Origin of the sequence: Mycolicibacterium austroafricanum (assembly GCF_000612725.1) — a bacterium.
Lineage (GTDB): Bacteria > Actinomycetota > Actinomycetes > Mycobacteriales > Mycobacteriaceae > Mycobacterium > Mycobacterium austroafricanum.
Genome location: NZ_HG964457.1, coordinates 197,498 through 211,181 on the forward strand (window position 1 = coordinate 197,498; position 13,684 = coordinate 211,181).

At 68.0% G+C, this 13,684-nt stretch carries 14 protein-coding genes; 9 read left to right on the top strand and 5 right to left on the bottom strand.

The window, feature by feature from the left end; translation table 11 throughout:
* The 6 genes from BN976_RS25900 to BN976_RS25925 all read left to right on the top strand — a co-directional run bounded on the left by BN976_RS25900 (position 1) and on the right by BN976_RS25925 (position 5,237).
* Entirely contained in the window at positions 1-1,032 is a 1,032-nt protein-coding gene (locus tag BN976_RS25900; protein WP_109489665.1) for a metal ABC transporter solute-binding protein, Zn/Mn family, read from the top strand.
* The gene (locus BN976_RS25905; RefSeq protein ID WP_011782460.1) at positions 1,019-1,807 is read left to right on the top strand and encodes a metal ABC transporter ATP-binding protein; all 789 of its coding nucleotides are present in this window, start codon (positions 1,019-1,021) and stop codon (positions 1,805-1,807) included. Before BN976_RS25900 ends, BN976_RS25905 begins: the two co-directional genes overlap by 14 nt.
* Complete coding sequence (locus BN976_RS25910; protein ID WP_011782459.1) at positions 1,804-2,661, top strand: metal ABC transporter permease; 858 nt, start codon at positions 1,804-1,806, stop codon at positions 2,659-2,661. Before BN976_RS25905 ends, BN976_RS25910 begins: the two co-directional genes overlap by 4 nt.
* Before the next feature lie 49 nt (positions 2,662-2,710).
* Positions 2,711-3,811: an Rv3575c family transcriptional regulator gene (locus BN976_RS25915; protein WP_011782458.1), complete on the top strand. Its 1,101-nt coding sequence runs from the start codon at positions 2,711-2,713 to the stop codon at positions 3,809-3,811.
* 86 nt (positions 3,812-3,897) lie between these two features.
* Complete coding sequence (locus tag BN976_RS25920; RefSeq protein ID WP_011782457.1) at positions 3,898-4,962, top strand: permease; 1,065 nt, start codon at positions 3,898-3,900, stop codon at positions 4,960-4,962.
* A gap of 38 nt (positions 4,963-5,000) precedes the next feature.
* The gene (locus BN976_RS25925) at positions 5,001-5,237 is read left to right on the top strand and encodes a thioredoxin family protein (protein WP_011782456.1); all 237 of its coding nucleotides are present in this window, start codon (positions 5,001-5,003) and stop codon (positions 5,235-5,237) included.
* A gap of 33 nt (positions 5,238-5,270) precedes the next feature.
* On the opposite strand, the gene BN976_RS25930 is transcribed toward BN976_RS25925, so the two are convergent.
* Genes BN976_RS25930 through kstR form a run of 3 tightly spaced genes read right to left on the bottom strand, consistent with a single transcriptional unit; the run spans position 5,271 to position 7,416 of the window.
* Positions 5,271-5,897 carry a class I SAM-dependent methyltransferase gene (locus tag BN976_RS25930; RefSeq protein WP_036375563.1) on the bottom strand — a complete coding sequence of 209 codons (627 nt, stop codon included), beginning with the start codon at positions 5,895-5,897 and terminating at the stop codon, positions 5,271-5,273.
* A gap of 49 nt (positions 5,898-5,946) precedes the next feature.
* On the bottom strand, positions 5,947-6,705 hold the full coding sequence (gene otsB / locus BN976_RS25935) for a trehalose-phosphatase (protein WP_036375314.1): 759 nt from the start codon (positions 6,703-6,705) through the stop codon (positions 5,947-5,949).
* A 3-nt stretch (positions 6,706-6,708) separates the two neighbouring features.
* On the bottom strand, positions 6,709-7,416 hold the full coding sequence (kstR, locus tag BN976_RS25940) for a cholesterol catabolism transcriptional regulator KstR (protein ID WP_011782453.1): 708 nt from the start codon (positions 7,414-7,416) through the stop codon (positions 6,709-6,711).
* Between the two features lie 196 nt (positions 7,417-7,612).
* On the opposite strand from kstR, the gene BN976_RS25945 reads away from it, so the two are divergent.
* The gene (locus tag BN976_RS25945; protein WP_036375317.1) at positions 7,613-9,763 is read left to right on the top strand and encodes an acyl-CoA dehydrogenase family protein; all 2,151 of its coding nucleotides are present in this window, start codon (positions 7,613-7,615) and stop codon (positions 9,761-9,763) included.
* Positions 9,764-9,769: 6 nt separating this feature from the next.
* On the opposite strand, the gene BN976_RS25950 is transcribed toward BN976_RS25945, so the two are convergent.
* Together BN976_RS25950 and BN976_RS25955 are read right to left on the bottom strand one after the other, a co-directional pair.
* Positions 9,770-10,354 carry a hypothetical protein gene (locus BN976_RS25950; protein ID WP_036375319.1) on the bottom strand — a complete coding sequence of 195 codons (585 nt, stop codon included), beginning with the start codon at positions 10,352-10,354 and terminating at the stop codon, positions 9,770-9,772.
* 22 nt (positions 10,355-10,376) lie between these two features.
* Positions 10,377-11,447 carry a ferredoxin--NADP reductase gene (locus tag BN976_RS25955; RefSeq protein WP_011782450.1) on the bottom strand — a complete coding sequence of 357 codons (1,071 nt, stop codon included), beginning with the start codon at positions 11,445-11,447 and terminating at the stop codon, positions 10,377-10,379.
* A 161-nt stretch (positions 11,448-11,608) separates the two neighbouring features.
* On the opposite strand from BN976_RS25955, the gene hsaA reads away from it, so the two are divergent.
* Complete coding sequence (gene hsaA / locus BN976_RS25960) at positions 11,609-12,793, top strand: 3-hydroxy-9,10-secoandrosta-1,3,5(10)-triene-9,17-dione monooxygenase oxygenase subunit (protein WP_011782449.1); 1,185 nt, start codon at positions 11,609-11,611, stop codon at positions 12,791-12,793.
* A complete protein-coding gene (hsaD, locus tag BN976_RS25965) occupies positions 12,794-13,681 on the top strand; it encodes a 4,5:9,10-diseco-3-hydroxy-5,9,17-trioxoandrosta-1(10),2-diene-4-oate hydrolase (RefSeq protein WP_011782448.1) in 888 nt (295 codons plus the stop codon).
* The last annotated feature ends 3 nt before the right edge of the window (positions 13,682-13,684 follow it).

The following is a 13,684-nucleotide window of genomic DNA, read 5'->3' on the forward strand; positions in this document are numbered from 1 at the left end:
GTGATTTCCTCGTTCCGGGGCGTGCGCGTCCTCGCCGCGATCCTCGCCGTCTCCCTGCCCTTCGTCCTGTCCGCCTGCGGCGGCGACGACACCTCCGCCATGGACACCTCGGCCGCCCCGGACTGCCCGACGACGCCCGTGAACGTGGTGGTCAGCGTCGACCAGTGGGGAAACATCGTGTCGCAGCTCGGCGGTGCGTGCGCCGAGGTCACCACGGTGCTGGCCGGCTCGGCAGTCGACCCCCACGACTACGAGCCCGCACCGTCGGACGCCGCGGACTTCGAGGGTGCGCAGCTCGTCGTCCTCAACGGCGGCCATTACGACGAGTGGGCTGCCAAGCTGGCCGCGACGTCGGCGGCGGACGCACCGGTGGTCAACGCCGTCGAGCTCAGCGGCGGTCACGCCGAGCAAGGCCAAGAGCACGCGGGCGAGGACGGGCACGGTCACGCCGAGGAGGGGCAAGAGCACGCGGGCGAGCAAGGCCAAGAGCTCGGCGACGAGGGCAACCCACACGTCTGGTACAACCCGACCGCGGTGACCGAGGTCGCCGAAGCCGTCACCGCCCAACTCGGCAAGCTCTCCCCCGACGCGGCGGGGTACTTCGCCGAACGTCACGCCGAGTTCGCCGAGTCGATGAAGCCGTATGACGAGGTGATCGCTGCGATCAAGGCGGGTGCGACCGGCAGGACCTACGCGGCCACCGAGAGCGTGTTCGGCGATATGGCCACCGCGCTCGGGTTGGTGGATCGGACGCCGCAGGGCTACCAGGTCGCCGCGGCCAACGAGAGCGACCCGTCGCCGGCAGACCTCGACGCCTTCCTGCAGCTGCTCGCCGACCGTGGTGTCGACGTACTGATCTACAACACCCAGACCGAGGGTTCGGTGCCCGAGCAGATCCGCTCGGCGGCCGAACAGGCGGGCATCGCCGTCGTCGACGTGACCGAAACATTGCCCTCGGATGCCAAGTCGTTCCAGGATTGGCAGGTGGCACAACTCGATTCCCTGGCCAAGGCCCTCGATGTCAGGACCTGAGTCCGTCGAGGCGGCTCCGGCGCTGACGTTCGACGACGTCAGTGTCGACCGCGGCGGACGGACCATCTGGTCCGAGTCGACGTTCCGCGTCGACGCCGGCAGCTTCGTTGCGATCATCGGTCCCAACGGTTCGGGCAAGACCACGCTGCTGCAGGTGATCCTCGGGCTCCTCCCGCCGTCGTCGGGCACGGTGCGGGTGTACGGTCGCCAGCCCGGCGCCGCCAACGACGAGATCGGTTACGTCCCACAGAATTACGACGCCAACGCCAACGAGGCGATCCGGGCCAGCGACGCCGTCCTACTCGGGCTGACCGGGCGCCGGTGGGGCTTCGGGCGCACCAGCACCGCCGATCGGCGCAGGGTCGACGAGGCGCTGGGATGGGTCGATGCGCTCGACATCGCCGACCGGCGGCTGTCGGATCTGTCCGGTGGACAACGGCAACGCATCGCGTTGGCCGGCGCGCTGGTCGCACGCCCACGGATGCTGATCCTCGACGAGCCGCTCGCCTCCCTGGATCTGCGCAACCAGCACGAGATCGTCGCGGTGCTGGCCCGCCTCAAGCGTGACCTCGGCGTCACGGTCCTCGTGGTGGCCCACGATCTCAACCCGCTGCTGACCGTCCTCGACAGCGCCATCTATCTCCTCGACGGGCACGCCCACCACGCCGCGCTGGACCGGGTGGTGGACTCCCAGCTGCTCACCCACATGTACGGGACCAGGATTCAGGTGGCCCACACCCTGCAGGGGGAGCTCTACATGCGGAGCGGGGGATGACGCAGGTCCTCGCAGTGGAATATGTCGCGCTGGGCTACCAGGACAACTGGCTGCACATTCTTGGTTCGTCGTTCATGCGTAACGCGTGGGCGGGCGGCACGATAGTCGCGCTGGCCGCCGGACTGATGGGCTATTTCATCGTCGTTCGGCACAGCTCTTTCGCCGCGCACGCGCTGGCCCACATCGGGCTGCCGGGGGCGACGGGAGCGGTGCTGATCGGACTGCCCGCCGCGGTCGGTCTCGGGGTGTTCTGCGTCGGTGGGGCGCTGGTGATCGGCGCGCTGGGAAAGCGTGCCGCCGACCGCGAGGTCGCCACCGGCACGGTACTGGCGTTCGCCACCGGCCTCGGACTGTTCTTCAACTCGCTGGCCACCCGCAACTCCTCGACGCTGACCAACGTGCTGTTCGGCAACCTGCTGGCGATCACGTCCGAGCAGTTGTTGTCATTCTTCGCGCTGTTGGTGTTGACCGCGGCGGGCATCGCGTTCATCTTCCGCCCGCTGCTGTTCACCTCGGTCAACAGCAAAGTGGCTGAGGCCAAGGGTGTTCCGGTGCGCGGGCTGTCGATCGTGTTCATGGTGCTGCTGGGGCTGACGGTCACGATGGCTGTGCAGGCGGTCGGGACGCTGCTGTTGTTCGCCCTGGTCGTCACCCCGGCCGCGACGGCGTTGATGGTCACCGCCCGGCCGGTCATGGCGATGGCCGTCTCGGCGGTCATCGGTCTGGTGTCGGTCTGGGCCGGCCTGGCGTTCTCGGCGATGTTCAACCTGCCGCCGAGCTTCGTCATCGTCAGCATCGTCTGTGCGGTGTGGCTGCTGGTGTGGGCGGGCTGCAGGGTGCCCGTCCGAGCCTGAAGCCGAGCCTGCGGCCGGCGGCGCACGTCATCCACTAACCTCGGAGGGCATGCCGAGGAGTCCGACGCCGAGACGGCGTGCGACCCTGGCTTCCCTTGCCGCCGAACTGAAGGTGTCGCGCACCACCGTCTCCAACGCCTACAACCGGCCCGACCAGTTGTCGGCCGAGTTGCGCGAGCGGGTGCTCTCGACGGCGGAGCGGCTCGGCTACCCGGGGCCGGACCCGGTCGCGCGGTCACTGCGCACCCGCAGGGCGGGGGCGGTGGGCCTGGTGATCACCGAGCCGCTCAATTACTCGTTCAGTGATCCTGCGGCGCTGGATTTCGTTGCCGGACTTGCCGAATCGTGTGAAGCGGTGGGTCAGGGCCTGCTGCTTGTCGCGGTCGGTCCCAACCGCAGCGTGGCAGATGGTTCGGCAGCCGTGCTGGCCGCCGGTGTGGACGGCTTCGTGGTGTATTCGGCGTCCGACGACGATCCGTATCTGCCTGCGGTGTTGCAGCGCCATCTCCCGGTCGTGGTGGTCGACCAGCCCAGGGATGTAGCCGGGACGTCCCGGGTGTGTATCGACGACCGCGCGGCGATGCGGCGGCTGGCCGAGCACGTCATCGAGCTCGGTCATCGCGAGATCGGCCTGCTGACGATGCGCCTGGGCCGCGATCGGCCGCACGGCGGCTCCACCCCGGTGCTGGCCGATCCCGAGCGGCTGCGCACTCCGCACTTCCATGTGCAGGGCGAACGCATCCGCGGCGTGTACGACGCGATGACGGCTGCGGGACTGGATCCGGGGTCGCTGACCGTCGTGGAAAGTTATGAGCACCTGCCGTCGTCCGGCGGGGCGGGCGCCGACGTGGCCCTGGACGCCAATCCGCGGATCACCGCGCTGATGTGCACGGCCGACGTGCTCGCGCTCTCCGCCATGGACCATCTGCGCGCGAAGGGCATCTACGTGCCGGGTCAGATGACGGTGACGGGGTTCGACGGTGTGCCCGAGGCGAGGCGACGCGGCCTGACCACCGTCGTGCAGCCCAGCGTCGAGAAGGGCCGTCGTGCAGGCGAACTCCTGCACCACCCGCCGCGGTCGGGTCTTCCCGTCATCGAGGTATTGGACACGGAGATGGTCCGGGGACGGACGTCGGGGCCTCCCGCCTGACCAGCACCCGCGCGCCCGGGCACCTCGAGCAGAGCCGCGCGACGGATCCAGGCTCGGAGATCCCGGGACACAGATAGAGTTTCGAGGTGAGCACCGCTTCGCGTGACGCTCCGGCCGCAGGTCCGGGTGGCCCGTCGGAGCGCACCAGGACCCTGGGAATTCTGCTGCTCGCCGCATTCGGCTGGGTCGGTGCCTACGTCCTGAACGAGCACCTCTGGGATGCGGCAGTCGGTTGGCTGGGGCTCGATCTTCACACTCGCGCCGTCGGCGCCGTGCACTTCTTCCTGTACGACACGGTGAAGATCTTTCTGCTGCTCACCGGACTGATGTTCGTCGTCGGCATGCTGCGCGCGAGCCTCGATCTGGACAGGGCCAGGGACTATCTGCGAGGGCGCGGGCTGTTCGTCGGGCTGGTGCTCGCAGTGTTCCTCGGCGTCGTGACGCCGTTCTGCTCCTGCAGTTCGATTCCGCTGTTCATCGGGTTCGTCGCGGCGGGCATCCCGCTGTCGATCACCCTGACCTTCCTCATCGCGTCGCCGCTGGTCAGCGAGATCGCCGCGATCATGATCGGTGACCAGTTCGGCTGGCACATCGCAGCCGTCTACGTGGTGGCCGGCAGTGTGCTGTCCCTGGTGATCGGCTGGATCTTCTCGCGCTTCGACCTCAGCCGATGGGTCGAGCCCATGGTGTTCACCACGAAGGTGGCGGCGCTGCGCGCCGACGGGCGCGTGCCCTCGCTGGCCGAGCGGGTCGATGCCGCGGTCGACGAGACCAAGGACATCTTCCGGAGCGTGTGGCTGTGGGTACTGCTCGGAGTCGGCATCGGAGCCGTCATCCACGGGTGGGTTCCGGCCGACTTCTTCGTGCGTTTCGCCGGACCGGGCAACCCGTTCGCGGTCGTCGTTGCGACGCTGGCCGGAGTGCCCCTGTATGTCAACGGCGCCGGCGTCGTGCCGATCGCAGAGGCGCTGTGGGCCAAAGGAATGTCGCTGGGCACGGTGATGGCGTTCACGATGAGCACGATCGCCTTGTCGGTGCCGCAGGCGGTCATGCTGCGCCGGGTGATGAAGCCGCCCCTGCTGGCATTGTTCTTCGGCACGGTGGCCTTCGGAATCATGATCATCGGATTCCTGTTCAACCTCGTCGGCTGAAGGTCCCCCAACCATTTCCAACGAACGGAGTTGATCTCATGATCGTCAAGATCCTCGGACCCGGCTGTCGTAACTGCCACGCCCTCGAGGAGCACACTCGCGAGGCGCTCGCCCAACTGGGTCTGGACGCCGAGATCGAGGCCGTCACCGACTACGCCGAGATCGCCGGCTACGGCGTGATGAAAACGCCCGGCCTGGTGGTCGATGAGGAAGTGGTCGTGGCCGGGAAGGTGCCGAGCGTCAAGGACCTCACCCGACTGCTCGCCCCACGCTGACGCAGGTCACGCAGCTCGGGGCCTCCTGCCTGATCAGTGCCTGCGGGCAAGGACGATGTCGTCATGGGTGTGCTGTCCGTCGATCCCTGCAGGCACTACACGAAGGCGTCTTTTCTGGACGCTGACTTCCCACTCCTCGCAGAGCAATTCGATGACGTCGTCGTGGCTGAGGTAGTCGGCCGGGTCGAAGCCGTGTGCTTTGGCCGAATCGACGTCGATGTCGGCATGGTGCACGACCAGCAGGGTCCCTCCGGGTGCGACGGCCGCGAGAAGGGCGCGCTCGGCGTCCGCATCCGGCGAGTGCAGCAGAGCTGGGTAGTGCGCGGTGACCAGATCGAACCCGGCGGGCGGCAGTGGCAGATCCTCCAGCCTGCTGCACACCCAGTTCACGTCGACACCCGCGCGCCTGCCGCGTTCGGCGGCACGGTTCAGAGCTACCTGGGACACGTCCAGCGCTGTGGCCTTCCAGCCCTGGGCCGCGAGCCAGATCGCGTCAGACCCGACACCGCAGCCGACGTCCAATGCCGTGCCGGGCCTGAGGTTCCCCGCGGTCTCGATCAGTACCGCGCTCGGTGTGCCGTCCGGGATGCGTTCGGCGAGTGACGTGTAACGCTCGTCCCACTCCTCGGCGAGCGCGGCGGCGTCCGGTGGGTACGTCATGGCACCCAGCGTGCCCGGCTGTCCGGAACCGCGCAAACACTGTTGCCGATCAGGCAAATCGTTTCCGCGACGCCACCAGGTGTTCCAGCGCGGCCGCGACGTCGTCGGGGGAACCGATCCGGTACCCGGCCGCGGAGTCCCCCGGTCCGACCTTCACGCCGACGTCGTTGCCGCGCAACCGGGCGAATGCCTTCTCGTCGGTGACGTCGTCGCCGAAGAACACCACCGCTGTCGCATCGCATTCGCCGCGCAGGATGTCGACCGCCTCGCCCTTGTCGGTGTCGATGACGGCGAATTCCAGTACCGCCTTACCGGTCGTCACATGCGCCTCCCATTCGGGGGCCGCCTCCCAGGCCGCGGCGAGGGCGGCCTCACCGTCGGCGGGTGAGGCGTTGCGGACGTGCAGTGCCACGCTGGCGGGTTTCGTCTCCACCGCCACCCCCGGTTTGTCCGAGGCGATCGCGCGCAGTCGATCGGTGATGGCCCGCAGCAGGTCGTGGTCGATGTCGTGGGCGAAGCCGGAATCGAACTCGGCTCCGTGGCTTCCGATCAGATGCACCGTCGCCGGCATCGAGGACAGCTCCCGCAGTGTCTCCAGCGCCCGCCCGGAGATCAAAGCCGTTGTGGTGGCGGCCAAGTCGGCGAGAGCGACCAGTGCCTGCGCCGCGGCGGGCAGCGGGCGGGCATCGGCGGGATTGTTCACGATCGGCGCCAGTGTGCCGTCGAAGTCCGAGGTGACCAACAGGCGCGTTGTCGCTGCAGCCGAATCCAGCGCGGACACCAGTTCGGACGGGAGGTCGACGCTCACGCGTCAGATCTTAGGCTGGTCACCGTCTCCGATGAGCAGTCGCACGGCCAGGTCCAGCCGCTTGGCCACATCGGTGGCCGAGGCGCGCCGGGTCAGCCAGGCCAGCAGGTTGGACAGCCACACGTCGGAGATCACCCGGGCGATGTGGTACTGGTCCTCGGTGGGTTCGCCGTCGCTCATCGCGCGGGCGAACATCGAGTCCATCAGCTTGCCGACGTGGTCGACCTCTCCGGCGGCGGACGCGTCGGCGAACACGAAAGCCCGCGTCATCGCCTCGGTGAGCAGCGGGTTGCGCTGCATCGCCCGGTTGAGCTTGCCGACCATGATGTTGAGCCGCTGATAGGCCGTGGCTCCGGCAGGAAACGCGGACCGGTCGGTCTTGGCGTCGATGCGCTCGAACTCGCGGCCCAGCGCCGAGACCAGCAGATGCACCTTCGACGGGAAGTAGCGGTAGAGCGTGCCGACCGCGACGTCGGCACGTTCGGCCACCGCACGCATCTGGACGGCCTCGTAGCCGCCCTTCGACGCGATCGCCAGGGTGGCGTCCAGGATGCGCTTGCGGCGCTCACGCTGTGCCTCGGAGCCGAGTTCGGATTCGGCCAGCACCGCGACGTTCATCACCTGGCGGGGGCGGGATTCAGAGCCGGCACCCGACGTGGCGCGAGCAGACGTCTGCGACTTGTCAGCTGCGAACTCCGATGTCCCCGACATGCGGCGAATGGCTCCTTCGTGATGCGTTACCGGTGAAAACGATACGCATCCCGGTCCCGTATTTCTCTTCTCTGTGTCGTATGTACACCGACGTGCCCTGCTGTGATGGCGGTCGACTTGACGGTCGAACGCTGTCACTATTAGAACACGTTCTAGTGGGAAGCATGGCCTTCTCGCCCAATCGCTAGGAGACACGGTGTCGGCATCAACGTCCGCTCCCACCACCGACGACCAGTCCGCTGCGCGGGACCTGGTGCGGACCTGGGCCGCAGCGTCGCGCGCCGTCGAGGCGGCGCGCGACGTCGAGCAGGGCGACCCGGACGCGTGGCGGGCGCCCTACGCCGGCGTGGCCGAACTGGGGATCTTCGGGGTGGCGCTGCCCGAGGAGCACGGCGGGGCCGACGGGACGGTGTCCGACCTGGCCGCGATGATCGACGAGGCGGCCGCCGCGCTGGTGCCGGGCCCGGTCGCGACCACGGCACTGGCCACGCTGGTGCTGTCCGGCCCGCACGCCGACCTGCTGGAGGAGCTCGCGACGGGTGAGCGCACCGCGGGCGTCACGCTGACCGCCGACCTGGACTACGCCGACGGTCGGGTGTCGGGCAGCGCGCCGTACGTGCTGGGCGCGGCCGCGACGGGGGTATTGCTGCTGCCTGCCGGTGACACGTGGCTGCTGGTCGACGCCGCGGCGGACGGTGTGACGGTCGAGTCACTCAAGGCCACCGATTTCTCCCGCCCGCTGGCCCGTGTCGTGCTGGACGGAGCGCCCGCCGAGGTGTTGGACGTGCCGTCCCAGCAGGTCGTCGACATGGCGGCCACGCTGCTGGCCGCCGAGGCGGCCGGCCTGGCCCGCTGGCTGCTGGACACCGCGACCGAGTACGCGAAGGTGCGTGAACAGTTCGGCAAGCCGATCGGCAGCTTCCAGGCCATCAAGCACATGTGCGCCGAGATGCTGTTGCGCTCCGAGCAGGCCTCCGTCGCCGCGGCGGACGCAGCGAGGGCCGCCGGTGAGTCGGACGCAGACCAGCTGTCGATCGCCGCGGCGTTGGCCGCCTCGGTCGGCATCGAGGCGGCCAAGGCCAACGCCAAGGACTGCATTCAGGTGCTGGGCGGGATCGGCATCACCTGGGAGCACGACGCGCACCTGTACCTGCGGCGGGCGTACGGCATCGCACAGTTCCTCGGCGGTCGGTCACGCTGGCTGCGCCGTGTCGCCGCGCTGACGCAGCAGGGGGTGCGCAGGGAACTGCACATCGACCTGGAGTCGGTGGCCGGCCTGCGGCCCGAAATCGTTTCTGCGGTAGCCGAAGTCGCGGCCGCTCCGGAGGACAAGCGGCAGGTCGCCCTCGCCGAGGCCCGTCTGCTGGCGCCGCACTGGCCGCCACCGCACGGCCGCGCCGCGGGCCCGGCCGAGCAATTGCTCATCGACCAGGAGCTGGCGGCTGCGGGCGTGGTGCGCCCGGATCTGGTGATCGGTTGGTGGGCGGTGCCGACCATCCTGGAACACGGCAGCCCGGAACAGGTCGAGCAGTTCGTTCCGCCGACGCTGCGCGGCGAGCTGACGTGGTGCCAGCTGTTCAGCGAGCCCGGCGCGGGTTCGGACCTTGCGGCATTGCGCACCAAGGCTGTTCGGGTTGATGACGCATCCGCGAGCGGTGCATCAGGGCCCGGCTGGAAGCTCACCGGGCAGAAGGTGTGGACCTCGGCGGCGCAGAAGGCGCACTGGGGCGTGTGCCTGGCCCGCACCGACCCCGACGCCCCGAAACACAAGGGCATCACCTACTTCCTCATCGACATGAAGTCCCCGGGAATCGTGATCCGCCCGCTGCGCGAGATCACCGGGGACGAACTGTTCAACGAGGTGTTCTTCGACGACGTGTTCGTGCCCGACGAGATGGTGGTCGGCCAGGTCAACGACGGCTGGCGGCTGGCACGCACCACGCTGGCCAACGAGCGCGTCGCGATGGCGCAGGGCACCGCGCTGGGCAATCCGATGGAGGAGCTGCTCCGTGTCGTCGCCCAGCTGGAAGTCGATGGTGCGCAACAGGATCAGCTCGGTCAGCTGATCGTCACCGCCCAGGTGGGTTCGCTGCTGGACCAGCGGATCGCCCAGCTCGCGGTCGAGGGCCAGGATCCCGGCCCGCAGGCCAGCGCGCGCAAGCTCATCGGGGTGCGGTACCGCCAGGCGCTGGCCGAGTTCCGGATGGATCTGTCCGACGGTGCCGGCGCGGTCGAGAACCGACAGGTGCACGACTTCCTGAACACCCGCTGCCTGACCATCGCCGGCGGCACCGAGCAGATCCTGTTGACCATGGCCGGCGAGCGGCTGCTGGGCCTGCCGCGCTGAGGTTTCTCAGAACGTGGTCTGCGCGCAGGCGCTCGGCGTGGTGAGGTTCACCCCGCCGTAGACCACCTGGATCTGCGAGCACACGATGAAGTCCGACCCCTTGGCCGGAAGGCCGGTGGTCCACTCGGTCGGCACCGAGTCGCCGTCGGTGGTGAAGCGCTCGATCGGTCCGCCGCCGAAGTAGGTCACCGAGACCTCGACGTCGCGAAGCGATTTCAGCATCCGGGACAGCACATTGTTGTGGTTGGCGCCCTTCAGCTCGCGAGGGGTGCCCGCCGGGGCGCTGTACCAGGCCTCCTGCCAGACGTCCTGGGAGTTGCTGCGCAGCGTCACGGTCTGCCGGGCCCAGGTGTCGCCCGGGAACCCGGTCGGGCCGTTGGGCGTCAGCAGGTTCGCCGAGGTGTTGAAGAAGCACCTGTTCTGCGCGGGGTCACAGTTCGCGGTGACGTGCATCTGGATCTGAGTGGCGGGGTCGACGGCAATCGACGACGTCGCCGTGTTCGAGGCGGCCGTGGCCGGGGGAGATGCCGTGAGCGCCGCCATCAGCATCGTGGCCAGCGCCGCCGCACTTGTTGCTGCGAGCCGATTCATCGTGATGAAGGTAATCCCCCCGCTACTCGTCATAGGTGACTTCGACCGAATCCGACGTCGGATGCGCCTGGCAGGCCAGGATCAGGCCTTCGTCGAGATCCTGCTGCTCAAGGACGTCGTTGATCTCCATCTCGGTGTCGCCGGACTTCTTCAGCACCGCGCAGGCCCCGCAATGTCCTTCACGGCACGAGAACGGCGCGTCCAGTCCCTTGTCCAGCAGCACGTCGAGCAGCTTGGCGCGGCGCGGCCACGACACCTCGTGGGTCTGCCCGTCCAGCGTCACGATTGCCGTCGCCGGCCCTTCGTCGCTGTCGTCTTCCTCGATCTTGACTGCAGCGAACGGGTCCGACTCCAGCGACTTGAACACCTCGATGTGGATGCGCTCGGCGGGCAGCCCCGCGGCCTTGAGCGCTTCCTCGGAGGCCGCCATGAACGGGCCGGGACCACACACGAACGCCTCGCGCGCCCCGTACGGCTCGAACAGCTCGGTCAGCGCGGACACGCTCGGCAGCCCCTGCACCGATTCCAGCCAGTGGATCGCGGTGAGCCGGTCCGGGTACTTGGCCGCGAGGTCGCGCAGCGTCTCGGCGAAGATCACCGATTTCTCGTCACGGTTGGCGTAGACCAGCGTGACCTTGCCGGTGCCCTCGGACAGCGCCGATTTCAGGATCGCCAGCATCGGGGTGATACCACTGCCTGCGGCGAGCAGCAGGAAGTCGGTGTCCAGGCTCCTGGGGACGAAGGTGCCCGACGGGGCCAGCACGTGGATCCTCATGCCGGCATGGGCGTTGTCGCACAACCAGTTCGACGCATAGCCGTCGGCGGTGCGCTTGACGGTCACGGTGAGCGGGTCGCCGGTGAACGGCGAGCTGCACAGCGAGTAGCAGCGCGCCACCGAACCCGTGCGATCGCTGGGCACCCGCAGGGTGAGGAACTGGCCGGGCGCGTAGCGCAGCTTCTCCGGCGGGACCGGGGCATCGGCGGGAGATTTGAACACCAGCGACCGTGCGTCGGCGGTCTCGTCGATGACGTCGGCGATCTCCAGCTCGAGCACATGAGTGCCCAGCGGTTCGTCGGCGGCTACGTCCGTCACTAGATGGGCCCTCTCTCCACGCCAGCGTCGGTCATAATTAGAACAGGTTACAGAAATGCATGTCCGCAGGTCCAGCTGCCACAGGACACCGCTACTCGACACAAATCGTAACGTGTTCTAATCTCTTGTAGGTTACTTCGCACGCCTCGGGAGGCACACCAGTGACGTCCATTCAACAGCGCGACGCGCAATCAGTTCTCGCCGGTATCGACGACCTGTTGCCGCGGATCGCCAAGCGCTCGCAAGCCGCCGAAGAGCTGCGCCGACTGCCCGACGAGACCGTGACCGAGCTAGACGAGGTCGGTTTCTTCAAACTGCTCCAGCCCGAGCAGTGGGGCGGCCTCCAGTGCGACCCGACCATCTTCTACGAAGCCGTCCGGCGCATCGCCAGCGCGTGCGGCTCCACCGGTTGGGTCGCGTCGATCATCGGGGTGCACAACTGGCACCTGGCGTTGTTCGATCAGCAGGCCCAGGAAGAGGTGTGGGGCAGCGATCCGACGGTGCGGGTGTCGTCCTCGTACGCACCGATGGGTGCGGGCACCGTCGTCGACGGCGGCTACCTGGTCAGCGGGGCCTGGCAGTGGTCGTCGGGATGTGACCATGCGACCTGGGCGTTCCTGGGCGGCCCGGTGATCAAGGACGGCAAGCCGGTCGACTTCGGCAGCTTCCTGATCCCGCGCACCGAGTACCGCATCGACGACGTCTGGAATGTGGTCGGCCTGAAGGCCACCGGAAGCAACAACGTCGTGGTCAAGGACGTCTTCGTCCCGCGGCACCGCTTCCTGTCGTACAAGGCGATGAACGACGGCACCGCGGGCGGCTACCAGAACAACACTGCGCCGGTCTACAAGATGCCATGGGGCACCATGCATCCCACCACGATCAGCGCCCCGATCATGGGGATGGCGTACGGGGCCTACGACGCTCACGTCGAGCATCAGGGCAAGCGCGTGCGCGCGGCGTTCGCGGGCGAGAAGTCCAAGGACGATCCGTTCGCCAAGATCCGGATCGCCGAGGCCGCCAGCGACATCGACGCCGGCTGGCGGCAGTTGATCGGCAACGTCGGTGCCGAGTACCGGCTGCTGGAGGCAGGTGAGGAGATCCCGTTCTCGTTGCGCGCCGCCGCCCGTCGTGACCAGGTCCGTGCCACCGCGCGCGCGATCGCATCCATCGACCTGCTGTTCGAGGCATCGGGTGCGACGGCTCTGCAACTCGATCAGCCCGTCCAGCGATTCTGGCGGGATGCGCACGCGGGCCGGGTTCACGCGGCCAACGAGCCTGAGCGCGCGTACCTGATCTTCGGTAACGACGCGTTCGGTCTGCCACCCCAGGACACGATGGTCTAGATGACTTCCTTTGCCGCAGAAGCTGCCCAGCAGCAGGAGATCACGTTCGAGTCGACCTCGCGCTTCGCGCAGGTGCGTGAGGACATGCGCCTGCACTACCACGAGGCCGGCGACCCGGAGTCGCCCACCGTGGTGCTGCTGCACGGCGGCGGACCGGGAGCCTCGAGCTGGTCGAACTTCGGGAAGAACATCCCGGTGCTGGCCGAGCACTTTCACGTGCTGGCCGTCGACCAGCCGGGGTACGGGCACTCCGACAAACACACCGAGCACGAGCAGTACAACCGCTACAGCGCCACCGCTCTGCTGAACCTGTTCGACTACCTCGGCATCGAACGTGCTGCGCTGGTGGGCAATTCGCTCGGCGGCGGCACTGCGGTCCGGTTCGCGCTGGATAACGGGAAGCGGGCAGGCAAGCTCGTGCTGATGGGGCCGGGCGGGCTCAGCGTGAACCTGTTCTCGCCGGACCCGACCGAGGGTGTCAAGCTGCTCGGCAAATTCGCCGCGGAGCCGACGCGGGAGAACATCGAGAAGTTCCTGCGCATCATGGTTTTCGACCAGAACATGATCACCCCGGAGCTGGTCGAGGAGCGGTTCCAGATCGCCAGCACACCGGAGTCGTTGGCCGCAACCAAGGCGATGGGCAAGTCGTTCGCCGGCGCCGATTTCGAGCTGGGCATGATGTGGCGTGACGTGTACAAGCTGCGTCAGCGGGTACTGCTGATCTGGGGTCGCGAGGATCGGGTGAACCCGCTCGACGGAGCTCTGGTGGCGCTCAAGCAGATTCCGCGGGTACAGCTGCACGTGTTCGGCCAGTGTGGCCACTGGGCGCAGCTGGAGAAGTTTGACGAGTTCAACAAGCTCACCATCGATTTCCTCGGAGGGGGATAGTTC